The following is a 24,558-nucleotide window of genomic DNA, read 5'->3' as shown; positions in this document are numbered from 1 at the left end:
GTATTTGGGTTGTTGTCATAATTTGAATTGAATGATCTCATCGGCGATTTTCCGGTCGTTTGACAGTCGGGGAACTTTATTCTGTCCTCCTAGTTTGCCAATGGATCTCATGTACTCTATGAAAGCATCTTTGCGGAGTTTGATGATTTCCAGAGGCCTCAAAATCGACCCGCTAATCAAATCATCGTAATAGGTATTGCGCTCACGAAGCTGCAAATCTAATTCTTTTTCAAAAGCCGCAATATCTGTAGGCTCGGAAGCAAAGGACACGTACCATTCATGAAGTGGCAACCCTTCTTTTGGAGTGACATTCGGTGCTACAGTGAATTCTACCAGTTCTGTCTCCGGAAACTTCTCACAGGTTGCTTTCATGGCTTTTTCCACTTCTTCTCCGATCACATGCTCTCCGAAAGCGGAGATAAAGTGTTTGATCCTGCCTGAAACCAGCAAGCGGTAGGGATCTTTGCTGATGAACTTGACAGTATCTCCAATAGAATACCCCCAAAGCCCGGCGTTACTATTAATGATCAGAGCATAATTCACTCCAAGCTCCACCTCATCGATAGTGAGTCGCGTAGGGTTTTCATTGAAATATTCATCTGCAGGAATAAACTCAAAAAAGATTCCACTGTTGGCAAGGAGCAGCAGACCAGGCTCGATCTGAGAATCCTGATAGGCGATGAAGCCTTCAGATGCCGGGTATGTTTCAATGGAAGGGATGGTCTTGCCGATGGTCTCGAACAACTTGGCTCTATATGGCTCGAAATTGACCCCTCCATAAACGAACATGTCGAAATTCGGGAATATATCTTTTATTGGCTTGCCCGTCTTTTCTTCCAGTCGATCAAAATACATCTGCACCCAGGGAGGAATGCCTGAGATGAGTGTCATATCCTGATTGTAAGTTTCTTCTACAATGGTGTCCACCTTCCTCTCCCAATCTTCAATACAATTGGTCTCGTAACTGGGCATTTGGTTGGTCCGCAAATACCCCGGCACATGATGATTAACTATTCCGGATAATCTTCCGGTATGGACTCCTGCCTTCTGATCGAGTGTTGGTGCACCTGACAAAAAGATGAGCTTCCCATCTAAAAATTTAGCCTTCCCCGTTTCATGCACATAGGCTAACAGTGCATTGCGTGCGCTATTGATGTGATTAGGTATGGACTCCTTTGTAATAGGAATGTATTTAGTACCGCTGGTAGTACCAGATGTTTTGGCAAAATAGGCCGGTTTACCTGGCCAAAGCACATCTGATTCACCGTTTAAGATTTTTTTTACGTAAGGAGATAACTCCTCATAATCCCTAATGGGTACCTGCCTTTTGAAATCCTCGTAAGTTTTAATGTCAGCGAAACCGTGATCTATTCCAAAACTGGTAGTAGAAGCTTTGGAAACAATGTCTTGAAATACCTTCTGTTGGTAGCCACTTGCATCAGCTGCCCACTTTTGAGTTTGCTTGTTGATGTAAGCTGCGAACGGTTTACTTAGAACTGACCTAAATCCCATAAACGTTTTTGTGTGGGCTCAAAATAACGAAATGACACCTCTAATTCCTAACAAACCCAAATTGGTATTTGAGGTTTAATTTTTTACACTATTTAACATAACATTTTTCCTTGTTTCACATATAATAAGATGGTGAATTTCATTTATTCCAATGAAGATTAACTTATGAAAAGATCAGCCTTATTACTAATATTCGGCACCAGCCTGTTTTCAGCACTAATTGCCAGCTATTTTACTGTACAATTAATCCAGCGTGAAAAATTGGTTCCAGAGACCGATAGTGAGTTGGTAGCAATTAATAATGAACATCCAGAGATACCTGGATTCACACCCCAGCTCACCAAGAGAACCCTCCCGGATTTATCAGCTAGTGAAGATTTTGTATTGGCATCCAACAGGAGTCAGTCGAGTGTGGTATTCATTCAGACTCTTAGTGAATATGAGTATAGGACCGGCAGCTGGTTGGATTGGTTTTTCGAACCACGCAATTCACAACAAATCGGTAGCGGATCAGGTGTTATTTTGTCCGAAGACGGATACATAGTCACCAATAACCACGTGATTGACAATGCCGACAGAATTCAGGTTGTACACGGAAAACGAACTTATGACGCAGAATTAATTGGTACAGATCCTAGTACTGACCTGGCGGTCATCAAAGTCAATGTAAGTGGATTACCCCCGATTGCATTTGGCAACTCAGAGTCTGTCAATGTGGGCGAATGGGTACTAGCTGTGGGTAACCCGTTTAACCTGACCTCCACCGTAACGGCAGGTATAGTCAGCGCCAAAGGAAGGAATATCAACATTCTGAAAGACAAATTTCCCATTGAGTCCTTCATTCAGACAGATGCTGCAATCAACCCGGGAAACAGTGGCGGTGCTCTTGTAAACACGGAAGGTAAGCTGGTTGGCATCAATACGGCGATTCTCTCTAGAACTGGCACGTATGCCGGTTATGGATTTGCGGTGCCATCCAACATTGTGAAAAAAGTCTATGAAGACATCAAGCGCTATGGGGAGGTACAGAAAGCCTTTACCGGAGCTGAGTTCATTGACATCAATAGTGAGTTAGCGGATAAAATGGAGCTCCAGAACCTGTCAGGTGTTATAGTAGCCAATGTGCAGCGAGATGGTGCAGCGGCTAAGAGTAATCTGGAAAAAGGAGACGTGATACGCACCATCAATGGTAAACCAATCGATAGTAAGGCATATCTGGAAGAGTACATTGGTAACCTCTATCCTGGAGACGAACTCAACTTGGCCGTGGAACGTGATGGCAAAACGATTCAGAAGAAACTGACACTAACGAACAGAGAAGGTGGCACAGGAATCATCAAACGGGCCATTTACTCTTCCGAGTGGCTCGGAGCTCGATTTGAGGCGGTATCTAAAGTAGAGCGTGACCTTTTGGGCATTCGAAACGGCATCAAAGTGGTTGATTACAAACGAACCGGACCGTTCGCAGAACTCGGTATACCCGAGGGCTTCATCGTCACCAATATTAACAACACTCCCATTGAATCACCAAAAGAATTTGCGGACATTCTCGAGCGTATTCAAGGACGAGTCATTATAGCAGGGATAGACAAGCGTGGGAGAAAAGTCTACTATCCGTACCGATTTTAAGCAACCGCCGTACGGATTTTTAACTTTTTCTTCAGTTCGTCAATGGCAAATCTAAATTTTGCATTGGTATCAATCATGTCATTGACGGACTGTACCGCGTGAATCACGGTAGAGTGATCTCTACCTCCGAAGTGATAACCAATCGATTTCAAACTGTGATTGGTGTAGTCTTTTGAGAAGTACATAGCTACCTGACGAGCAATGACAATTTCCTTCTTTCTGGTCTTTGCCTTTAAATCATCCTGATTTACTTTGAAGTAATCAGAGACTGTCTTCTGAATATAGTCTATACCCACTTCCGAATCAATATCAGTAACAATATTCTTCAGAATCTGCTTAGCCAGCTCCAGATCAATTTGAGATTTAGCGAGCGATGCATGAGCTATCAATGAGATAACCACCCCTTCGAGCTCGCGGATATTGGTATCCACTGTATAGGCAATGTATTCGATCACCTCATCTGGTATGCTGATTCCATCGGCTTGCATTTTGGTCTGGATGATAGCCATTCTGGTCTCAAAATCAGGAGCCTGCAGATCAGCAGTCAATCCCCATTTGAATCGTGAAACCAGTCGTTCCTGCAAACCTTTCAAGTCTTTTGGAGCACAGTCAGAGGTCATGATGATCTGTTTGCCTCCCTGGTGCAAGTGATTGAAGATGTGGAAGAAGATTTCTTGAGTCTTCTCCTTCTCTCGGAGGAACTGTACATCATCCAAAATCAATACATCTACTTCTTTATAGTAGTTGATAAAATCCTGGAGGTTGTTATTTCTAAGTGCCTCAATGAATTGATTGGTAAATTTCTCCGAAGCTACATAAATGATCTTTTTGGTCTTATCTGTAGAAATAATCTCATTCCCGATCGCTTGGACCAGGTGTGTTTTGCCGAGTCCTACACCACCGTAAAACATCAATGGATTGAAGGAGGTAATCCCTGGTTTTTGAGCAACTGCAAAACCAGCCGAACGTGCCAATCTATTACAATCACCTTCTATGAAATTTTCGAAACGGTAAGAAGAATTCAGGTTAGAATTATTCTTAAGCTCCTGATAAAAATCAGGATTTTTATAGGCATCATAGCCATTCACCCGATTCTTGTTGTGGCTATTGCTACCACCCGAAACATTAACCGTAGTGGGTTGTACAGTGTCATCACCTCTGTCAACCACAACAGAATATTCCAATCTGCCATTTTCACCTATTTGAGACTTTATAGCCTGCTTAAGTAAATGCACGTAGTTTTCCTCCAACCATTCATAAAAAAATTGGCTCGGCACCTGTATCGTTAACACTTCGTTGTGAAGTTTCACAGGTTGAATAGGCTCAAACCAGGTTGAAAAACTCTGAGCAGGAATGCGCTCCTTGATGAACAGGAGGCATTTTTCCCATGTTTCTACATGCATCGGCGATTTATATTTTATTTGGAAATTAGACCAAAAAAGATACCCTTTCAGAAGAGGGGGACATCAAAATTGTGGATAAATTATTTAAGAAAAAAATGACTTTTACCCTTGACTTTTTATAATCCTTTTATTCTCTAAAAAATGAGGGGTTTGCCAGTTTTTTTCTTCGAAAAATACAAACAGATTTTTTCAAGCGAATTTTCACTCCTGCTGAAGCATGATTTGTAAATTTGCTTATCATGAAAAACAACAACCCCAATTTTACAGAATTCTCACTTACCCCCTACTCTGAGTGGGAAGAAGCTGCTAAAAAATTACTCAAAGGTGAAGACCCCAATCAAGCATTAAAGTGGTCATCCGTACAGGGACTAGATCTGCTGGCATACTACGATTCCTCTAACTCAGCTAACACGGGTTATATCTCGCAATGGCTTGCTGATCCTACACCAGGCGAATGGACTCAGTATGAGCGGGTGCTGATACAACATCCAAAAGAAGCTAACGAACACGCTAAACATGCCCTAATGAGCGGATGCACCGGTGTATTCTTCAAAGGGCAAATTGATCAGAATAGTGTAGGTGTATTATTAGATGGAATCGAGCCAGAACATTGCCACATCGCTTTTGACAATGAGGCTTCCAGTTTTCAATTAAAAGATACCATTCGGGGTTTTGGTCTAAATGTGGTATCAGATAGCAAAGACTTCACCAACGCCTTCTACATTAATAACAAAGGTCTGCTTGATCAAGTCAGTGAGGCTGTGAACACGGCCGCACAGAATGGTTTCTTCTGTACGTTGATCCTCCCAATTGGTGCTGATTTTTTTCATGAACTGGCCAAAATCAGAGTGATCCAACTACTCTCCAAAGGTCTGGCTAAACTTCACAATCAAGACTATCGCGTAAGCATTCATGGTGAACCTCTACCGGGCACTAACGAAGGTGACCACCTACTGAGACAGACTACCTCCGGTTTGGCAGCAATCATCGCTGGCGTAGATAGCATTTCGTTTCACCCAGGCGAGGCATCCTGGGCAGCGCATGGGGCTCATAGAATCAGTCGAAACATTGGCAACCTCATCAGACATGAATCCAAACTCACGTCTATACAAACTGCCGCCAACGGATCCTATTTTGTGGATGTACTGACTGATAAACTCGCTCAAATGGTATGGAACCAACTGGGTGAGGTTACACTTGGCAAAAGTTACTCCGAGGTATTCAACACAAATTTGGTTGCTGATCCAGCATCTGACTTCCCCCATTTGGGCTACGCAGCAGGTGTCCCTCCCTATTTAAGAGGACCCTATGCCACCATGTACGCCGTGAGGCCCTGGACTATCCGTCAATATGCGGGATTTTCTACCGCAGAGGAGTCCAATGCGTTTTACCGCAGAAATTTGGCTGCTGGACAGAAGGGATTGTCCGTAGCATTTGACTTAGCTACTCATAGAGGGTATGATAGTGATCACCCGCGTGTGTCAGGCGATGTTGGCAAAGCAGGTGTGGCCATTGACTCTGTGGAGGATATGAAGATCCTTTTTGATCAAATACCGCTGGAACAGATGTCAGTTTCCATGACCATGAATGGAGCCGTGATTCCTATCATGGCTTTTTATATAGTTGCAGCGGAAGAGCAAGGCGTCTCACCAGAACAACTTACCGGAACGATCCAAAATGACATTTTGAAGGAGTTTATGGTGCGCAACACCTACATCTACCCACCAAAACCTTCCATGCGGATCATAGCGGACATTTTCCGCTACACCTCCCAGAACATGCCAAGGTTCAACTCGATTAGTATCAGCGGTTACCATATGCATGAAGCAGGCGCCACAGCTGCACTAGAGTTGGCATTTACGCTAGCAGATGGTGTAGAGTACATCAAAACGGGTTTGGAAGCAGGTATTCCAATTGACTCCTTTGCCCCAAGACTTTCGTTCTTTTGGGGGATTGGAATGGACTTCTTCACCGAAATTGCTAAAATGCGGGCTGGCAGGATTCTATGGGCCAAGTTGGTCAAACAGTTCAATCCGGAAAACACCAAATCCATGGCACTTAGAACACATAGCCAAACATCTGGCTATAGTCTAACTGCGCAGGATCCTTACAATAACGTGGGTCGAACAGCAATTGAAGCATTGGCTGCCGCATTTGGCCATACCCAATCTTTGCATACCAATGCACTGGATGAGGCAATTGCACTCCCTACTGACTACTCGGCTGCAATAGCTAGAGAGACACAGAAATACCTTCAAAACGAAATTAACATCACCCAAATCGTAGACCCGTGGGGTGGATCTGAAGAGGTGGAGCGCAGAACTGCTCAGCTCATCAATGAGGCCTGGGAGATCATTCAGGAAGTAGAAAACATGGGTGGTATGGCCAAGGCTATCGAATCTGGTTATCCCAAAATGAAAATCGAAGAAGCGGCTGCCAGAAAACAAGCGAAGATCGACTCTGGTAAAGAGGTAATTGTAGGGGTAAACCGATATGAATATGAGGAGAAAGTGGAGATAGAGCTTTTAGAAGTGGACAATAATGAAGTGCGTACCAAGCAAATTGCCAGGCTTGACCAGATCAAAGCTTCAAGAAATGCAGATATGGTGAATCAAAGTCTGAAGGCTATAACTGAAGCATGCGCAACAGGCCAGGGAAATTTACTAGATTTAGCCGTAGATGCAGCTAGAAACCGAGCCACTCTTGGTGAAATTTCCGATGCAATGGAGCAGGTATTTGGGCGGTATCAAGCAAAAAACCAAACCATCTCAGGCGTGTACTCATCTGAAATCAAACAAGACGATCATTTCAAGAAAGCCAGAGCCTTATCTGACCAATTCGAAGAGCTAGAAGGACGCAGGCCGAGGATTCTCGTAGCTAAAATGGGACAGGACGGACACGACCGTGGTGCAAAAGTAATAGCGACAGCATTTGCCGATCTTGGATTTGATGTTGATATCGGGCCATTGTTTCAAACACCCGAAGAAGTTGCCATTCAAGCAACTGAAAATGACGTTCACATCGTGGGGGCATCATCACTGGCTGGTGGCCATAAAACATTGGTTCCAGAACTGATAAGTGAACTTAAAAAGCTTGGTCGATCAGATATTATGGTAATTGCCGGAGGGATCATTCCGGAAAACGATCATCAATTCCTGAATGATAAGGGGGTCTCGTTTATCTTTGGCCCTGGTACAGTCATCGCTAAGGCAGCGATCAGTATTTTAGAGAAACTGATTGGGGTATAGCAGAAAAGAAAAAGCATAAAAAAACCCTGACAAAGCTTGCTTTGTCAGGGTTTTTCATTTTAATGCTATTATCAACGTTTATTCTGCAAGACCGTTTTTGATCAGGAAGTTTTGATACAGTTCCTGGAAATCCTCGATTTCAGGAGACATCTTGATCGCTTCCTCGTATTTGGTCAATGCATCCAGGATCAATCCATTTTCTTCATAGAATGAAGCGTAGATGATTTTGTTTAGTGGCGAGTCTTCTGAAACTTCACTCTTCAGATTAGCAAGACTTTCTTGCACTTCCACTTTGTCACTAGACTTCACTTTTTTGATTCCAATTTCGCTTGAAGCAATTTCCTCGTCACCTTTCTTGTAGATTTTTACCAGGTAAAGACCCATGTCATAAGCAAGAGCCTCGTCTGCAAAATCTAACTCAACAGATGTTTTAGCAGTCTCCTCAGAGTAGATCACCTCGTTGAAAATGTTTTCAATTTTCACGATGTAAAGATCTCCTTCTTCCATTCCCTCGGGAGCATCCCATCTAAGGATGGCAGTGCTTCCTAAAAGATCAGCCTGAGATGGTGCCATCACATTGATAGCCGCTGAACCAGTAGCTCTCGAAACAGCTCCAGTGGCATTCAATCTTGATCTGTAGTCAGTATTCTCTTCCTCGTTCATCTTATTCATGACGAACTGAGCATACCGACTAGCAATACTTGAGCTTCCTGTGCTGATGTTTTTCTCTATGTCTGATATCTTCTTGGTACCCGCACCTCTTATTTCGGTGGTCTTACCAGTCTTGTGCATCAAACCAATATATGCACCTTCCGATGCAATGATTTCGTCTCCAGAATTCAGTTTAGCACCAGTCTTTAACGTTTCAGCCTGAGCGCTTCCTGCTTTCTTCAATTGGTTTTCACCTTTGTTTGCCAATACTCTGAATGCATAGTCCTGTGCAGAAACCACACCACTCACTAGTATCATACCTGCAACTAAAGCATAAGAAATAAACTTTCTCATAATCATTAAGCGTTTGTGTAAATGTGTTGTAAAGTTATAATTTATCAACTTTAAAAAGAGATTTTCTCCCTTCTTTTGTAAATGCGTTTTTCACTACGCCGTAGTAAACTTCTAATGAATCTCCAGCTAATCCTACAGCAAAAGTAGCTAGAGCAATGTCAGCTTTGAAGCTGTAAAGCTCCAATACGTAAATAACCCCATAGACCAAAATGGCAATTTCTGTCAATTGGAAGAGTTTGGTGATTCCATCATACCATTTAGGTATCTTTTTATAGATCAGCGAAAACAGTGCCACATTCAAAAAACACAGCACAATCGCGAAAATAATTCCTGCATACTCGCTCATCACGTTGATATAATCTCTATTCAGGATCATCGTGATGATGTTGGCATGAACCACTCCTCCATACATGTCTGGGAATGCTCTTCCGATGTACTTTTCATTCAATGGCGTATAAAACTTATCTTCCAGAGACTCTCGGTCTCCCAGGAACTTACCGAGATAGCAAAACATAACAATTTTGCCTTCGATCATGTCCGGCACGAAATTCTCATTAAATACATCCGGCACATCCAGGGCATAATATTTATTGCCAAATTTGGTTGCACCATAATCGAGTACGTTCCCTCGATAGTTGATGATTTCCACTTCATTGTTTCTTGCAATGAAATCCGCAGCAGCCGCGGAATCGTAAGCAGCCGCCATCTGAACGGCAAATGCCAGTCGCTGATCACCTTTGATATCAAAAGTAGGATTAAACTCACGACACATTTTCAACTCTTCCTGCACCTCTGCATCCGTAATCAGATTTACAAAAGCATTACTTGCAGCAAATTGATTGAACGGCTCCCATGAATACAGAATGGTATCATTTGATGGGTCTTCAGGATCCGGAAGGAGTTTTTCAGCCAGTATTAGGTTATCAACACTTGCCAGACCTTCCATCAGCATCATGTCACCAAGAGTATCTTCCTTGGGATCATAGAAAAAGGAGTCAATACCGATACAGGCAGGATTGTATTTACTGATGATTTGCAGCATCATTCCAATCTCGCCGCGCTGAAGGTTACTCAGGTTGACCAACACTACTCGTTCTTCTGCCACAGGGTCATCCCGAAGCTGAGAAAACACGATATCGGTCATTTCCATGTCACCGAAAGCTTCTCCAATAGGGTCAAATACGTCAAAGATCTTAAAGGCTGTGACACTGTTGAACAGTCCCATCAAGCCAAATATGAATGCTGTACCTAATATGACATCAAGCCAGAATTTTCTAAACATGTGTTTTTAGTGTTAGCGGGTGATTAAAAAGATTTTACTTTACCCGCAATTAACCAGCATTCATGCATAGTTCAAATGCAATATAAGTAAAATATAATTTTTTATTGAAATTAATCAATTTTTCAATCAAATTCTAATTAAAGCAATGAAAGATCGACCAATTAACAGACCCTCTTTAGACGAACTGGTCCATGGTATCGATCAATCGAATCGGGTGATGCTCAGCAGGGCTATCACCATCATAGAGAGTAAGTTAGCATCAGATCAGGCTCAAGGAGCGGAATTGCTGGATCAGATCATTCCAAAATCCGGTAATAGCGTGCGCATTGGTATTACTGGAGTCCCTGGAGTAGGTAAAAGCACCTTTATTGAAGCCTTTGGTACGTATCTTACTTCCGTAGGAAAAAAACTGGCTGTGCTGACCATAGATCCTAGTAGCTCCGTCACAAAAGGAAGCATACTGGGCGATAAGACCCGGATGAATGAATTGTCGAAGAATCCTAATGCTTTCATCCGGCCGTCACCTTCGGGTTCTTCACTGGGAGGTGTGGCACAAAAAACCAGAGAAACTATTATACTATGCGAAGCGGCTGGATATGATGTGATCATTGTAGAAACAGTAGGTGTTGGACAATCAGAAACTGCCGTAAATGATATGGTCGACTTCTTTTTGTTGCTAATGCTCGCTGGTGGTGGTGACGAACTACAAGGTATCAAGCGCGGCATTATGGAAATGGCCGATGCGCTCGTGATCAACAAAGCCGAAGCAGACAATATGAAGGCTGCTAAAAATGCTCAAAAAGCCTATCAAAATGCGCTACACTTATTACCAGCACATGAAGGTGGATGGACAGTTCCTGTTTCTCTTTGCTCCGCACTGGAAAAAACAGGAATAGAAGGCATTTGGGAAATAGTGACAGAATACAAGGCACTCACTCAGCAAAACGATTACTTCAATAAACAGCGGCGCGAGCAGAACTTAAAATGGATGCATGAGGTCATTAAACTAAGACTAGAGTCAGAATTCTTTAATGACCCAGCCAAAAAAACACTACTTCAACAGCTTGGAGCAAAAGTAACAGCAGGCGAACTATCTGTCCGCCATGCAGTCGCCCAACTCTTTAATTAAATGCAAATCCATTGGGGCCTCTACCTACTGAATAGCTCAGTAGTATGTCACCCAGAATAACATAAACCTTCCCATTTTCAGTGAAATTTCCTGCATCTGCCAGGTAAACAGCACCTCCTTTTGAAACCGCTAAACCATAAAAAGAGGTCACAGATTCAAATTGATGAATTAACTCGGCAGTACCTGCTCCATCAGTATTAATTGATTTTAATTCATTTCCAGTGGTGAAGAAGAGCTTATCCCCCACTGGAGAAACATCAATTTTACCATTGAAATTGACCTGGAGCTCAACACTCGATAGTACATCTCCGGTACTTGCATCCAACTCTACCAGTTTGCCATCACCTAGCGGTGCGTAATTATCATCATAACCTCCCTGACAAGCCACCCATAGATGACCTTCAGCATCAAGCGCCATCTGCGAGGGAGCATTTCCTACTTCTATTGTGTTGATGACTTCACCCATATCCAGATCAATCACGCTTACATTCGTACTGAAATTATTAGACACATATAAGTAGTCATCTGCCAGAATAAGCCCTTCTGGCCCAAAACCCACCTCAATAGACGATTGTATCGATCCTGTTTCTAAATCAAAAATGCTTACGCGACCTTTTTCAGTAAAACTCACCCATTCGGTGACATACCCAAGTCCATTATGAGAAGTCATGTATCTCGGAAGGCTCAAGTCTTCAATACTATACTGGGAGTACAAGCTGTCTTCAAGGCTTGCGACTTCAATCTTGTTGGAGTTATTGACCACCATAAAAAGCAAGTCATCATCTATGTGTACTGATTGCACCACATCCCCGAGTGGATAACCATTAGCCTCTTTGAATACCTGATTCGTGACATTACCACTAGCATTGATAAAGCTGAGTGACCCATCTCCTTCTCCAAAATTGCCTTCATTCGACACAAAAATGCCACCATCGAACTGACCGATCACTTGTGGCTCTGGAGCTCCATTAGAGCAAGAGATGACAATGGAAACAACTGCAGTAACTAGTAATGATTGAAAAAAAGTGCGCATAGAATTAGTTGTAATTGATTGTTAATTGAATTTGGTAATTTCTACCTGGCATTGCCCGGTTGATCAGGTTTTCATAGGGTTGATCAGCTAAATTTTTAATAGACCCTGTCAGATTCAGTGAAAAGATCGGCAGCTCAAATTCCTGACCTATAGTTAGGTCGAGAAGAAAAAATGGAGCTACCGATTGATTTTCTTGATTGTCTAGAGTGGTATATCGCAAACCAGTGTAAGAACCGCTAACTCCATAATTGAATCCACTTTCTAACTGCTCCTGGTAATGGAATCTATAATTGACTTCAGGAGTATAGGGCAGTAGATTTCCGGCATTTTGACCGGATTCATTGATGGACTGATTGAAAGTGGTTTGTGCAGAGATTTGGTAGTTGCCTATCATTTTGCCCGAAAGCTTTCCTTCTAATTCTATTCCCTTTATGGTTACATCACGGAAGTTTTGAGGTGCCCAGTAGCCTTCACTGGTTGGCACCCAGACGATCCAGTCATCAGACCAGGTATGGTACACTTCTGCACTCAACTCCAAATTTGAAATCTGACCAAGCTGTTTCGTAAAATCCATTCCTAATGTCAGGTTCTGACTGCTTTCCGGCTGTAGCTCCGGATTTCCTCCTGGTGACCAATACCGATCATTGAGCGTGGGATAGCGATAGCCCAAGGCGAAACTCTGCAGAAAAGTCAGCTGACTTCTGTCCTTTGATAGGAGCACCAATTGATTGCTCAGTGCAGGTAGAAATGGTGCGTTGGCGTCATAGAAAGACTGCCTCAGACTCAATGCGGACACCCATCGACTTGTCCAGGAGGACCGAACCGATAAAAAAACATCCGTCTGTATATCAGTGAACTCACCAGAAAAATTATCTGACAATGCCTGGTATAGGTTCACATTTACACCAGAACGAACCTCCAGGTAATTGGTCAATTGCCACCAATAAGAAGCTATAGCTGAGTATTGCTCGGAAACTGTTTGATCCGTCTCATTAAATATTTGTGAGTTTCGTAAATAAGCCAACGTGGTTGAAAGACTACTTTGATCGTACTCATGATTGTATCCCAGAGCTACTCTGACATTATCTGTCAATAAGTGATCGTCTGCATTAGGAGCACTTTTAGTTGGTTGTATTTCCCGGTCATTGGTGGTGAACTGAAAATCGGCAAATAGAACACCATTGCTAAAAGGACGATACTGCAGCTGTTGTCTAATACCCTGATTTAGAACCGAGGCATTGGGCTGATTGACCTGTACACCCTGATATTCGTAATCAAAATCATTTCTAATGAAGGAGTGAAACAAACTAGTTTTTCCTGAAAACCCACCACAGGACCAACCACCCTTAACACCTGCGCTGAACTGTCCGAAACTACCAATAGCAACCCGACCGATGGCCTGGTTGGAGATAGGCCGGACATCAGAGTCTATCAGTACTGATCCACCAATCGTTCCGGCACCAAATAGGGCTCCATTAGAACCGACACTCAGTTTCAGTTCGCTCATCAACCAGGCTGGCCACTGAGAGAAGTCCATCTGGCCCAATGTGGGATAGTTGGCAGGTATGCCATGCCAGAGCACGTTGGTCTGACTAGAAGAGGTCCCTCTGAAGGATATGGAGGCCAACTGCTGGTTGCCATAAGATTTGAAATAGATACTGCTTTGCGAAGACAAAGCATCCTCAAGAGAAGTGGCCGATGCTAAAGATATATTGGAGACTTGCCCTATGGTAAATCGCACAAATGGCTCCCGATCAATCACTACAGGTTCTAGCCGTACGGTATCGTCCTGAGCAGATAGACCGAAGGCAACTGCAAAAACATATGCGTATAAAAACAATCGTATGACCATGAATCAAACTGAATGAGTTCACTTCAAAGCCATCGGAAAAAGTACAGAAGTATGGTAAACCAAAAAGGCTATCAATCTCCTTTGCTTTCAACCCGAAGCTTGGAATACTAATGACTGTGGCAGGTCTCCTGGCTTTTCCTGATTTGCCGCCTTCCCGGGTAGACGCTCACGTCTGTCCAGTGGCTTTGATGAGACAAATCATCGTTTGGAAATTACAGTTGCGGGGACAGCTTCGGGTTCTCACCGAATTCCCTTTTAATGCTGACTTCCGAAGGAACGTCAGCAACCATAATCGAGATCAAAGGTAGCGACTCGTCACTGAAATACCAGTGGTCTAATTTTTTTTATTCAATTTTGAAATATGAAGTATTGGGCTATTCTGTGTGTAGGTGTTTGGATATTAGGTTGTCAATCATCTGAATCCGAAAAGGAAAAAGGAAACACTTATCAGCTAAACACAACGATCCATTATGCAGAGAAATTCAAAGTGGATAGTAATCAAGTGGTCGTCACTAAGCCATGGCCAGGTGCTGTTAAGCCCAAAAAATATGCTGTAAATAGTGTCCCAGAAAGAATCATCGTTACTTCTACGACGCATTTGCCCTACCTGGAACTTCTAAACCTGGTAGATCGCCTGGTGGGTTTTCCCAACACCCAATACATTAACTCTAAACAAATCAGAAAGCATGTAGAATCTGGTGCAATAACCGATCTGGGTCCAGATGGCAACCTCAATATTGAGTTGGTCCTGTCCCTTCGACCTGATGCCGTATTTGCTTTTGACATGGGCAGCGAGTCCACCTCACTGGATAAACTAGCCGAAGCGGGTATACCGGTCATTTACAATGCGGACTATCTGGAAACTTCAGCGCTTGGTCGTGCTGAATGGATTAAGTTTTTTGGCGCATTCTTTCATAAGGAAAATGAAGCTGATTCCATTTTTAACCAGATTGCTACTGTCTATGACTCCTTGAAAACGTTGACCAGTGAGGTTGATCAGCGGCCCAGAATCCTCAGTGGAGTGTTATATGGCGATATTTGGTATTTACCCGGTGGTCAAAACTGGGCGTCAGGTTTTTTTCAGGATGCTGGCGCAGACTATCTCTGGGCCAATGACCCAACAAGTGGCTGGTTGGAATTGAGTTTCGAATCCGTATTTGATAAAGCTCGAAATGCTGATTTCTGGATTGGGACAAGTACTTTTAATACCAAAGAGGAGCTCAAAGGACAAGATGCTCGCTATGAGGATTTCAAAGCATTTGAAGAGCATCAAGTTTACAACTACAGCAAGCGACTCAATGCTTACGGCAGTTACGATTTCTTTGAGTCTGGATATGCCCGACCAGACCTGGTACTTGCAGACATGATCAAGATTTTGCATCCAGAGTTACTCCCAAACTATACTACGTACTATTACGAGCGGCTACCATGATCAATCAGTACCTGGAAACTTCGAAAAACAAATGGATTAAGGTCTTATCTTCCCTTCTGATCGTTCTGGTTATTTGCCTATTAGGTAATCTGGCTTTAGGGTCAGTAGCCATCGATTGGAATGCATTGTTATCATTTACTTTTAGTGGTACCACCGGAAATGAAAGCTGGGACCTCATCCTGCTAAATTTCAGACTACCTAAAGCACTTACGGCCTTGCTTGTCGGGAGTGCGCTGAGCGTAAGTGGCTTGCAGATGCAAACACTATTTAGAAATCCACTGGCTGGACCTTACGTGCTCGGCATCAGTTCAGGAGCAGGGCTCGGGGTGGCTATTGCTATCTTTCTGGGATTCTATTTGGGTGGGTTCTTAGAACTCAGTGGAATCGGCAGAAGCTGGCTGCTAGTAGCTGCAGCAGGGCTCGGATCACTTTCTGTCCTACTGGTCATCTCCCTGGCGGCTACTAAAATCAAAGACAGTGTTACCCTGCTCATCATCGGGCTGATGTTTGGTGCTGCTGCCGGAGCGTTTGTCAGTATTCTACAGTTCTTCAGTCAAGCCGAAAACATCCAGGCATATGTCATCTGGTCGTTTGGAAGCCTTGGCAGTTTGAGTTGGACAGAACTTACCGTATTCATCCCGATCATTCTCCTGGGTCTTATGATGTCTGTTTTGCTCAGTAAGCCCTTGAACACTCTTTTGTTAGGTGAAAACTATGCTATTAGTCTCGGACTGAATCTCAAAAGAACACGGTTGTTGATCATTATCAACACAGCTATACTAGCCGGAACAGTTACCGCATTTTGTGGACCAATTGCCTTCTTCGGCATTGCACTACCACACCTCACTCGCATGTTGTTCAACACCTCCAACCACTTGTTTTTAACTCCGCTGGTTATACTTTTCGGTGGTTCCCTGATGCTGGTATTTGATTTAATTGCTCAACTTCCCGGCATAGAAACCACCTTACCAATCAATGCGGTAACAGCCCTGTTCGGTGCTCCGTTCGTGATTTACATCCTTCTTAGAAAACGCAACCTCAACTATAGCTACTAAATGAATGCACTGGAGGTAAATAAGCTGTCGATAGGGTATCCAGACAAAAAAGGAGATAAAGTAATCCAGAGTGACATCAATCTATCGTTGAAGGCTGGTCAGATCATCTCGCTGATGGGTCAGAATGGTGTGGGAAAAACCACCTTCATTAAGACCATCTCTGGATTGCTGGAAAAGCTGTCTGGAGAAGTCTTATACAACAACATACCGTTAGCTCAATTGAGTCCGCAACAGCTGGCCAGGGAGCTCAGTGTGGTACTGACGGAAAAACCCTACTCGCAAAACTTATCCGTACTAGAGCTCATTGCGATCGGCAGGCATCCATACTCCAGCTGGATGGGTACTCTCACCGACCATGACAAAGAAGTAATTGACTGGGCCATTACGGAAACACACATCAACTACCTCGCCAATAAAAAGCTGTACGAACTGAGTGATGGTCAACTTCAAAAAGTGATGATTGCCAGAGCTTTGGCACAAGAGACCAACATCATCTTACTAGACGAACCTGCGGCCCATCTGGACCTTTATAACAAAATAGAAGTAATGGTACTACTAAGGCAGATTGCCCAGTCCGGCAAGGCCATTTTGATCTCCACACATGACATGCAGGTGAGCACGCAGCTATCGGATCGGTTGTGGTTATTCAACTTCAATAAGCCTGTGAAACAAGGTACTCCTGAGGATCTCATCATGAATGGCACCCTTGAAAAAACCCTGTTTTTGGAAGGATATGGCTATGATATGGTCCATGGCACTGTGGACATCACCCGCACAGGTAAAGAAATCCAATTATCGGGCACCGGTGATCGATTATTTTGGACCAAACAAGCCTTAAAACGAAGTGGCTATTCAATCTCAGACGCTGCACCAATTACCATAGAGGTGATGGAAAATAACTGGCAAACAAGTGTTGGCACAAAGACATTTGAGTCAGAAAGTATCGAAGAGCTTCTTATCGACCTGAGAAAGACAGAAATTAAGGAAGGGAATTAGCATCTCCACCTTTTAATTGTTTAAGCCAACTAACCCAACTGTCGCATGAAATCGCTCTTATGTTTAGCTCTGGTACTCATACCTGCATTTAGCTTCTGTCAAGAAAACTCCTTTTTCAATAAGACCCATACTTTTCTCAAAACCCATGTTGAAGCGGGGCTGATAGATTATGAGAGCATCAAGAAAAACCCCGATGAACTCGTCGAACTAGTAACACAAATAGCCAACTACCAAATAGTTGGCAAAGACCCCACCGTACAAAAGGCATTTTATACCAATGCTTACAACATTCTGGTCATCTACCAGGTGGTGGAGAACTTCCCGATCGATAGTCCATGGGATGTAGAAGGTTTTTTTGATACCCAGGAATTTGAGATTGCAGGTAGAATGGCCACACTGGATGAATTAGAAAAAGAAATCCTTTTTGCGGCCTTCCCCGACCCAAGACTTCATTTTGTATTGGTCTGCGCAGCAATCGGCTGTCCACCAATCGCCAATTATGTGTACTCGCCAGATTCATTAGAGTCTACTTTGGAAGCCAAGACCAAAGACGTACTCAACATCGACTGGTATGTACGAGTAAGTAAAAATAAAACGGCTGTTTCCAAGGTCTTTGACTGGTATCAATCGGATTTTATCAGCGACAGCACGGATGTGAAAGACTACATCAACAAGTTCCGTTCCATCAGAATTCCAGAAGCACATCCCATTGAAACCTATGATTACAATTGGGAGCTCAACGATGCAAAAGGTCGCTTTAGGTATTGATTGCATTCACATCACCTTGTGTACTCCATCCCCTCCCTTATTGGATGATTTGTATTTTTAAGATCGGATTTGAGGTGTTTTACATTTGATTAATAAAATCAATACGCTATTATCAAAACTTGATAATTTCAACTCTATCACTGTTGATTTAACAAACCCGGCCATCTGATATAATGCACGGAACGTTCTGACAAAGGTCAATCAAAGCAGGATCAAATTATAGCTTCAGGGCCAATCGGGTCTCTTACCTTTGTCGCGGTTAAATCAACACAAGAAATGTCTAGTCAAAGGATCAAACTCGCTCTATCTATACTACTTCCCTTATTGGTTCTCTTTCTTCCATCCACTTCATTCGGGATTGAAGGCCTCACCATTGTGGAGCAACGTGTCATTGCCATTTTCCTGATGGCCGCATTGTTCTGGATTTTAGAACCCATCCCCATCTATGCCACCTCCCTGCTGATCATATTTCTGGAGCTGATCATGGTATCTACCAAAGGTCTGAAGCCATTTGTCACCACCAGCGAACCAGACCGTCTGGGCTCACTGGTCAACTACAAAGACATACTGCACACCTTCGCCTCACCGATCATCATCCTATTTCTTGGTGGATTCTTCCTGGCGATGGCCGCCACCAAATACCGACTGGACCAAAACCTGGCCAAAGTTCTTTTGAGACCTTTTGGTGAGAATCCCAAATGGGTCATGCTTGGTCTGATGATCATCACTGCACTATTCTCCATGTTTATGAGCAATACAGCCACCACTGCCATGATGCTATCCATTTTGGTGCCTGTGCTGGCAGTTTTCCTGCCAGGAGATAAAGGTAGAATGGCCTTCACGCTGGCCATCCCATTTGCTGCCAACATAGGTGGTATAGGTACGCCAATTGGTACACCTCCTAATGCCGTGGCACTCAAATATTTGACAGGGAGTGATTACATCTCATTTGGATCCTGGATGGGAATGGCCCTGCCGTATGTGGTTATCCTGTTACTGATCTCCTGGTTGTTACTATTGGCCATCTATCCTATTCAGACCGAAAAGATCCAACTTACCATAAAGGGCAGCTGGCTCAAAAACCGCAAAGCCTACATCGTTTATGCCACCTTTGCGCTGACCATATTGCTCTGGCTGACTGATTTTATCCATGGCATGAACTCCTACATAGTAGCCATGGTACCTGTGGCTGTTTTCTCCGCTTTTGATATCATCAACAAAAATGATCTTAAAAACATCAGCTGGGACGTGTTATGGTTGGTGTCTGGAGGTATCGCGCTGGGTCTGGCCCTGGAAGCCAGCGGTCTTGCTGAGCACATTGTGCAAACTATCCCATTCGGCTCATTCTCACCTGTGCTAATCATTGTCTCTGTGACTGTAGTAGCCATGGTCATGGCCAACTTTATGTCCAATACAGCAACCGCCAACCTGCTCTTGCCTCTGGTAGCAGCTTTGGGTGTTTCTCTATCCAGTCTGGAATCCTTTGGTGGCAATCAAATGATCATCATTGCAGTCACCATATCATGCTCCATGGGTATGGCACTGCCGATTAGCACTCCACCCAACGCATTGGCATTTGCGACTGGGGCTATCGAATCCAAAAATATGGCTAAGCCCGGAGTGATCATTGCCTTGATCGGCATACTGCTTAATTATTTCTTGATGTATCTTTTAGGAATAGTAGGCTTTTTTAACTGAATGAATCATGCAAGAGGAAATCAACTTTCATTGGATCAAAGAGCGATTCTTCTCAGATGAGCATAAAAAGCTGAATCTTGCTGCCGGAGAAACGCTCCTGGAGTTCAACCAGAAGAACGACAAATTATTCCTGGTGACCAAAGGTAAATTCCAGGGGTATTTGAAAGCAGTAGAACTTGAAAACTACCCGGTCTTTGAAGCTACCAAAGATAAGTTCATTGGTGTGTATAGTTACTTTGCTGAAGGCAACCTGAGCTATAGCAGGGTGATGGCCATGGAAGACTCAGAAGTGTACTACTATGACAAGCCGCTCTATGATCACACCAATGAAGAACTGGTAACTTTGGCTCCATTTCTGATCTCTGTAGTGACCAATGAGCTCGTATCCAGGCAGCATTTTGCCAAAAAAATGGCCATGGAAAAGCACCACGATGTGCAACGCCTACTCAAAGCCGAAAAGATGGCCACTCTGGGACAAATGGCAGCAGGTCTGGCCCATGAACTCAACAACAGCATCGGGGTATTGGATGGAAGTCTGGATCGTTTACAGCTATTCATCAAATCCTGCATAGGCGAATGCAACGACTCCCATTTGCAGAGCTTTTTTGAACTTGGCCTCAGCAAAGGTCAGGTGACCTCCAGTGAAGACGCCCGCGCCAAACGCAAAGAATATGAGCAGAAGATCAAGGGATTGTCTTCCTCTCAGGCGAGACATTTGGCGAAGACGGGCATTGACCCAGAAGTGCTCCAGGGTATCATTCAAAAAAAACCTGATGTGGCCGATAAAATCTATGATCTGTGGGAAACCGGATGTACACTCTATGATATGCAGGTCGCTGCGCGCCATTCCACTCATGTGGTCCGATCTGTGAAGCAGCTAGGCGTGACCGAGCACGAATGGTCCAATGATGTGAATGTAAATGACACAGTAGATGAAGCACTGATCATTGTTAAAAACCTGACGAAAAGAGTCAATACGAGTGTGGAGCTAGATCCAGCACTACCACACACAGAGGCGTGCCATGGCCAACTGGTACAGGTATGGATCAATCTCATTAAAAATGCCGTAGAAAGCCTAATTCACAGCGAAACTTCAGACCCTAAACTACACATTCTATCGAGTGCCAGCGCTTCGACTATCGAGGTGCGTATATCAGACAATGGACCAGGTATCCCAAAAAAAATCATCAAAAGGATATTCGAGCCCAGTTTTACTACCAAGGTTGGGGGACTCTCTTTCGGGTTGGGACTGGGACTGTCCATCGTCCAACGAATCATCACCGAACACGACGGACAAATAGACCTCAGCAGTGAGCCCGGCCATACTGAATTCATCGTTAAACTCCCATTAATCAATTCTAATCATGGATAAGCTTTATGTAATATGCGTAGATGATCAGCGAGAAGTGCTCAATGCACTCACTCAGGATCTGGAATCTTTTGAATCGTCCCTGATGATCGAGGAGTGCGAATCGGTCAATGAAGCCTGGGATGTGATGGAGTCCATCGACACCAATGGTGACCATGTGGCGGTGTTGATCACCGATCAGGTAATGCCGGCCAACACCGGGGTGGACCTTTTGAAAAAACTCAAGAGTGACTCGCGATTTCAGGATACACGAACGGTATTGCTCACGGGATTGGCTACTCATCAGGATACTATTGATGCCATCAATGCCGCTCATCTGGACAACTATGTAGAGAAACCCTGGAAAAAGGAAAGTCTACATCAGATCATCCGGGTGCTAATTACCAAATTTGTTCTCTCCAAAGGCATCGACTACCAACAGTATTCAGATGTGATTGATCGAAACACTCTATTCGAAAACCTCAGAAAAACAACCTGACCCTCCAGATGAATAATCGTGGAACTTTAGTGAACGACTCGAAATGAACTGTCTTAATAAAAGAAACGCAATAAGCGTACTATTACTCCTTGTCCTGCTGTTAACTCATGCACAGCCTAAAGAAGGTGTGAAAATATATGGAGGGATGCAGATCTGGGGTAGATACACCAACTTGAACCCGGGATCCACCATTGGTCCAAACGAATCAGAAAATGCATTGGATTTCAGTATCAGAAGGTATCGCATCGGTATCAAGGCCCATCCGTATGACTACTTGAGTTTTAATCTTCAGTTGGGGAATAACAACCTGAGCAGGTTTCAGAAAGACCAACCTCCCAAACTACTGGATGCCTACGCTACCTGGCATATCAATGACCATACCAACCTGACCGCCGGAAAACACGCCTGGACAGGACTATCTCGGTATGCTGCTCCTTCTACTTTCAGCAATATTTCCTCGGATATTAACTACTCAGCCACTCCTTCGCTGAATGTACATGACGATTTTTTCCGCCGTATCGCCATTGCTCTTCATGGACAAGTTGGCCAGTTGGATTACCGGGCCATCGTGGCTAAACCATTTACGAATAGTCTTAACCCAAGTCTCACAGATCAGGCAACATTTGTCAATGAGCCTTCCGGGTTCATCTACAGCGGCTATGTCAAGTATCAGTTTTTTGATCATGAAAGCCTCAGCTCAGCCTTCAGTCCATGGTCCTACCTGGGCAGTAAGAAAATAGTGAGTCTTGGCGGTGGGTTTTATCACCATGACAATGCCACTCAGTCCATCCAACTAAGCGATACAGTGCTGCATGCAATGAACTCTTGGGCCGTGGATGTATTTGTAGACTTGCCGGTGAATAACAAAACACTGACTGGATATATTGGGTACCTCAATCACGATTTGGGACCTAAGTTTATCCGAATGGTCGGGGCAAACAATCCGGCTGATGGCTCCACAGGTCTTGGATCACTCAATGGTCGGGGCAATAGCTTCCCGATCACCGGCTCTGGACAAATCATTTTCAGTCAACTTGGACTTGGTATTCAGTTAAAGAATAGCCACATGATTCAACCGAACATTTCCATGCAATACTCCAACCTGGAACTAGTGGCAGATGACATAGTCTTGGTAGAAGGTGGGGTCAGCTACTACTTGGACAAGCACCAGTCCAAGCTGAGCATTTCTGCGCAGAGCAGACCTGTGCTGACAGAGGCAAACGATCAGGTAAAAGTCACAGATCACAAACTAATGCTGATTGGACAGTATCAGATTCGGTTCTAAAGGGGTGCATCTCGTCATTAATTGACCATTGGTAACAGGAATAAAAACTATCTGCGATATTTGCGGCTGATATGGAAACAGCTGTAACCACTCCCGAAATCAAAAAGCTTCACTCCCGGATCAATTCTGAAATCGGGAAAGCGATCGCTGAGTTTAAGATGATCGAAGAAGGCGACAAAATCATGATTGCGGTCAGCGGAGGCAAGGACAGCCTATGTATGCTGCATTTTCTGAAAGCATTTCAGCAAAAAGCTCCGGTCAACTTTGAGATACTGGCGGTCAACCTGGATCAAGGCCAACCCGGGTTCCCCGATCACATACTGCCCGAATTGTTCCAATCCTGGGAAGTACCCCATCACATTGAGTTTAGAGATACTTACTCAGTGGTGGTAGACAAAATCAAAGGAGGTAAAACCTACTGTTCGCTTTGCAGCAGATTACGACGAGGAGTGCTTTATGATCTGGCCAAAAAATTTGGGTGCAATAAACTAGCACTTGGTCATCATTTGGATGATTTGATTGAGACATTTTTGATGAACGCTTTCTACTCTGGGCAGCTGGCCTCTATGGCTCCTCATTACCAAACCGACAAAGAAGGGATCAGCGTCATCCGACCTCTTTATGCCATCGAAGAATCGGTCATCGCCGCCTATGCCGCAACTATGGAATGGCCAATAGTCCCGTGTAATCTCTGCGGATCACAGGATGGAATGAAGCGGCAATATATTAAGGACTTGCTGATCAAACTTCAGGCAGACAATCCTCAGATAAAATCGAGTATCCTAAATGCCATGCGAAATCCAGATCCAAATTTCTTATTGGCTCCAGGCTTGTGGAATGGAGATATTCCTTCGTCGGTTCGTTAACTGATTTGGGAAGAGGTCTTATGAGCCTTGTAAAGAAGCACCAAACCAGCAATCATCAGTGTCACTTGTAGGAAGTAATATCCCAGATAATAGCCCAAAATATAACCGACGGTAGACTTAGTGGGGGGTTGGTGTAGGCGAGAATACGAATGCTGCAACGGCGAACCCGATGAGGGCAAAGGCTAAAATTATTTTGAAGATAGTTTTCATGGCGTGGTGTTTTTTTCAAGATAACGCCATGACACCCAAAAAAACTAATGAGTCATGTAAATGCCTCGTTTGTTTAGTCGGGCTCTGAACTTCAACAGATCCACAAAAAGCGATGTTCCCAATACGGTCATCACAGCGCCAAGCGTTCCCAAGAACAATAAAAATTCGAAAACTACTCCTTGATACAACCAATAGATGGTGAATGCACATAGGATCATTCCGAGAATGGAGATGCTCAGGTCAAGGAGCGAATAGAGTCTGAATTTTGAATTAGCCATGTTCTTTACTTTTGAGTTTTGTTTCAACAA

The 24,558-nt window shown here is 43.8% G+C and carries 18 protein-coding genes, 1 pseudogene and 1 riboswitch; of the genes and pseudogenes, 12 read left to right on the top strand and 7 right to left on the bottom strand.

Annotation, left to right across the window (positions count from 1 at the left end; genetic code table 11):
* Positions 1–15 precede the first annotated feature (15 nt).
* Entirely contained in the window at positions 16–1,512 is a 1,497-nt protein-coding gene (locus ACO067_RS16605) for a GH3 auxin-responsive promoter family protein (RefSeq protein ID WP_421876030.1), read from the bottom strand.
* A gap of 165 nt (positions 1,513–1,677) precedes the next feature.
* On the opposite strand from ACO067_RS16605, the gene ACO067_RS16600 reads away from it, so the two are divergent.
* A complete protein-coding gene (locus ACO067_RS16600) occupies positions 1,678–3,141 on the top strand; it encodes a trypsin-like peptidase domain-containing protein (RefSeq protein WP_421876028.1) in 1,464 nt (487 codons plus the stop codon).
* Here ACO067_RS16600 and dnaA read toward each other — a convergent pair.
* Entirely contained in the window at positions 3,138–4,544 is a 1,407-nt protein-coding gene (gene dnaA / locus ACO067_RS16595) for a chromosomal replication initiator protein DnaA (protein ID WP_421876026.1), read from the bottom strand. The two genes, ACO067_RS16600 and dnaA, sit on opposite strands and share 4 nt — an antisense overlap.
* Before the next feature lie 809 nt (positions 4,545–5,353).
* Here dnaA and scpA point away from each other — a divergent pair.
* Positions 5,354–7,792, top strand: a pseudogene (gene scpA, locus ACO067_RS16590) (methylmalonyl-CoA mutase); the annotation flags it as partial.
* A gap of 78 nt (positions 7,793–7,870) precedes the next feature.
* Here scpA and ACO067_RS16585 read toward each other — a convergent pair.
* Both ACO067_RS16585 and ACO067_RS16580 read right to left on the bottom strand, forming a co-directional pair.
* A complete protein-coding gene (locus ACO067_RS16585; protein ID WP_421876024.1) occupies positions 7,871–8,797 on the bottom strand; it encodes a hypothetical protein in 927 nt (308 codons plus the stop codon).
* Positions 8,798–8,831: 34 nt separating this feature from the next.
* Positions 8,832–10,079 carry a CHASE2 domain-containing protein gene (locus tag ACO067_RS16580; protein ID WP_421876022.1) on the bottom strand — a complete coding sequence of 416 codons (1,248 nt, stop codon included), beginning with the start codon at positions 10,077–10,079 and terminating at the stop codon, positions 8,832–8,834.
* A gap of 145 nt (positions 10,080–10,224) precedes the next feature.
* Here ACO067_RS16580 and meaB point away from each other — a divergent pair, with 145 nt between their 5' ends.
* Positions 10,225–11,208 (top strand): methylmalonyl Co-A mutase-associated GTPase MeaB, encoded by a 984-nt coding sequence (gene meaB / locus ACO067_RS16575; protein WP_421876020.1) that lies wholly within the window; start codon positions 10,225–10,227, stop codon positions 11,206–11,208.
* Here the strand turns inward: meaB and ACO067_RS16570 are convergent.
* Entirely contained in the window at positions 11,201–12,241 is a 1,041-nt protein-coding gene (locus ACO067_RS16570) for a DUF5074 domain-containing protein (protein WP_421876018.1), read from the bottom strand. The genes meaB and ACO067_RS16570 overlap by 8 nt on opposite strands.
* Positions 12,242–12,245: 4 nt before the next feature.
* On the bottom strand, positions 12,246–14,093 hold the full coding sequence (locus ACO067_RS16565) for a TonB-dependent receptor plug domain-containing protein (protein ID WP_421876016.1): 1,848 nt from the start codon (positions 14,091–14,093) through the stop codon (positions 12,246–12,248).
* Between the two features lie 101 nt (positions 14,094–14,194).
* Positions 14,195–14,399: riboswitch (cobalamin riboswitch) on the bottom strand.
* Between the two features lie 55 nt (positions 14,400–14,454).
* On the opposite strand from ACO067_RS16565, the gene ACO067_RS16560 reads away from it, so the two are divergent.
* The 9 genes from ACO067_RS16560 to ttcA all read left to right on the top strand — a co-directional run bounded on the left by ACO067_RS16560 (position 14,455) and on the right by ttcA (position 24,040).
* Complete coding sequence (locus ACO067_RS16560) at positions 14,455–15,525, top strand: ABC transporter substrate-binding protein (RefSeq protein ID WP_421876014.1); 1,071 nt, start codon at positions 14,455–14,457, stop codon at positions 15,523–15,525.
* Positions 15,522–16,580, top strand: a complete 1,059-nt coding sequence (locus ACO067_RS16555) for an iron chelate uptake ABC transporter family permease subunit (RefSeq protein WP_421876012.1) — start codon at positions 15,522–15,524, stop codon at positions 16,578–16,580. Before ACO067_RS16560 ends, ACO067_RS16555 begins: the two co-directional genes overlap by 4 nt.
* Positions 16,581–17,576 carry an ABC transporter ATP-binding protein gene (locus tag ACO067_RS16550; protein WP_421876010.1) on the top strand — a complete coding sequence of 332 codons (996 nt, stop codon included), beginning with the start codon at positions 16,581–16,583 and terminating at the stop codon, positions 17,574–17,576.
* Between the two features lie 45 nt (positions 17,577–17,621).
* Positions 17,622–18,344 (top strand): DUF547 domain-containing protein, encoded by a 723-nt coding sequence (locus ACO067_RS16545; RefSeq protein WP_421876008.1) that lies wholly within the window; start codon positions 17,622–17,624, stop codon positions 18,342–18,344.
* A 276-nt stretch (positions 18,345–18,620) separates the two neighbouring features.
* On the top strand, positions 18,621–20,042 hold the full coding sequence (locus ACO067_RS16540; protein ID WP_421876006.1) for an SLC13 family permease: 1,422 nt from the start codon (positions 18,621–18,623) through the stop codon (positions 20,040–20,042).
* A gap of 7 nt (positions 20,043–20,049) precedes the next feature.
* A complete protein-coding gene (locus ACO067_RS16535; protein ID WP_421876004.1) occupies positions 20,050–21,414 on the top strand; it encodes an ATP-binding protein in 1,365 nt (454 codons plus the stop codon).
* A complete protein-coding gene (locus tag ACO067_RS16530; RefSeq protein WP_421876002.1) occupies positions 21,407–21,889 on the top strand; it encodes a response regulator in 483 nt (160 codons plus the stop codon). The genes ACO067_RS16535 and ACO067_RS16530 overlap by 8 nt, the downstream gene beginning before the upstream one ends.
* A gap of 43 nt (positions 21,890–21,932) precedes the next feature.
* Entirely contained in the window at positions 21,933–23,174 is a 1,242-nt protein-coding gene (locus ACO067_RS16525; protein WP_421876000.1) for a porin, read from the top strand.
* Positions 23,175–23,245: 71 nt separating this feature from the next.
* Positions 23,246–24,040: a tRNA 2-thiocytidine(32) synthetase TtcA gene (gene ttcA / locus ACO067_RS16520; RefSeq protein WP_421875998.1), complete on the top strand. Its 795-nt coding sequence runs from the start codon at positions 23,246–23,248 to the stop codon at positions 24,038–24,040.
* A 254-nt stretch (positions 24,041–24,294) separates the two neighbouring features.
* Here the strand turns inward: ttcA and ACO067_RS16515 are convergent, their stop codons facing one another.
* Positions 24,295–24,528 carry a hypothetical protein gene (locus ACO067_RS16515; RefSeq protein WP_421875996.1) on the bottom strand — a complete coding sequence of 78 codons (234 nt, stop codon included), beginning with the start codon at positions 24,526–24,528 and terminating at the stop codon, positions 24,295–24,297.
* Between the last annotated feature and the right edge of the window lie 30 nt (positions 24,529–24,558).

Source organism: Marinoscillum sp. (assembly GCF_965229915.1).
In the GTDB taxonomy this organism is placed as follows: domain Bacteria; phylum Bacteroidota; class Bacteroidia; order Cytophagales; family Cyclobacteriaceae; genus Marinoscillum.
Note: the sequence above shows the minus strand (reverse complement) of the source record. Positions and strands in the feature narration are given on the sequence as shown.

Excerpts from the sequence above, each read along its gene's own strand:
- ACO067_RS16605 (WP_421876030.1), bottom strand. The coding sequence starts at position 1,512 with ATGGGATTTAGGTCAGTTCTAAGTAAACCGTTCGCAGCTTACATCAAC.
- ACO067_RS16600 (WP_421876028.1), top strand. The coding sequence starts at position 1,678 with ATGAAAAGATCAGCCTTATTACTAATATTCGGCACCAGCCTGTTTTCA.
- dnaA (WP_421876026.1), bottom strand. The coding sequence starts at position 4,544 with ATGCATGTAGAAACATGGGAAAAATGCCTCCTGTTCATCAAGGAGCGC.
- ACO067_RS16585 (WP_421876024.1), bottom strand. The coding sequence starts at position 8,797 with ATGAGAAAGTTTATTTCTTATGCTTTAGTTGCAGGTATGATACTAGTG.
- ACO067_RS16580 (WP_421876022.1), bottom strand. The coding sequence starts at position 10,079 with ATGTTTAGAAAATTCTGGCTTGATGTCATATTAGGTACAGCATTCATA.
- meaB (WP_421876020.1), top strand. The coding sequence starts at position 10,225 with ATGAAAGATCGACCAATTAACAGACCCTCTTTAGACGAACTGGTCCAT.
- ACO067_RS16570 (WP_421876018.1), bottom strand. The coding sequence starts at position 12,241 with ATGCGCACTTTTTTTCAATCATTACTAGTTACTGCAGTTGTTTCCATT.
- ACO067_RS16565 (WP_421876016.1), bottom strand. The coding sequence starts at position 14,093 with ATGGTCATACGATTGTTTTTATACGCATATGTTTTTGCAGTTGCCTTC.
- ACO067_RS16560 (WP_421876014.1), top strand. The coding sequence starts at position 14,455 with ATGAAGTATTGGGCTATTCTGTGTGTAGGTGTTTGGATATTAGGTTGT.
- ACO067_RS16555 (WP_421876012.1), top strand. The coding sequence starts at position 15,522 with ATGATCAATCAGTACCTGGAAACTTCGAAAAACAAATGGATTAAGGTC.
- ACO067_RS16550 (WP_421876010.1), top strand. The coding sequence starts at position 16,581 with ATGAATGCACTGGAGGTAAATAAGCTGTCGATAGGGTATCCAGACAAA.
- ACO067_RS16545 (WP_421876008.1), top strand. The coding sequence starts at position 17,622 with ATGAAATCGCTCTTATGTTTAGCTCTGGTACTCATACCTGCATTTAGC.
- ACO067_RS16540 (WP_421876006.1), top strand. The coding sequence starts at position 18,621 with ATGTCTAGTCAAAGGATCAAACTCGCTCTATCTATACTACTTCCCTTA.
- ACO067_RS16535 (WP_421876004.1), top strand. The coding sequence starts at position 20,050 with ATGCAAGAGGAAATCAACTTTCATTGGATCAAAGAGCGATTCTTCTCA.
- ACO067_RS16530 (WP_421876002.1), top strand. The coding sequence starts at position 21,407 with ATGGATAAGCTTTATGTAATATGCGTAGATGATCAGCGAGAAGTGCTC.
- ACO067_RS16525 (WP_421876000.1), top strand. The coding sequence starts at position 21,933 with ATGAACTGTCTTAATAAAAGAAACGCAATAAGCGTACTATTACTCCTT.
- ttcA (WP_421875998.1), top strand. The coding sequence starts at position 23,246 with ATGGAAACAGCTGTAACCACTCCCGAAATCAAAAAGCTTCACTCCCGG.
- ACO067_RS16515 (WP_421875996.1), bottom strand. The coding sequence starts at position 24,528 with ATGGCTAATTCAAAATTCAGACTCTATTCGCTCCTTGACCTGAGCATC.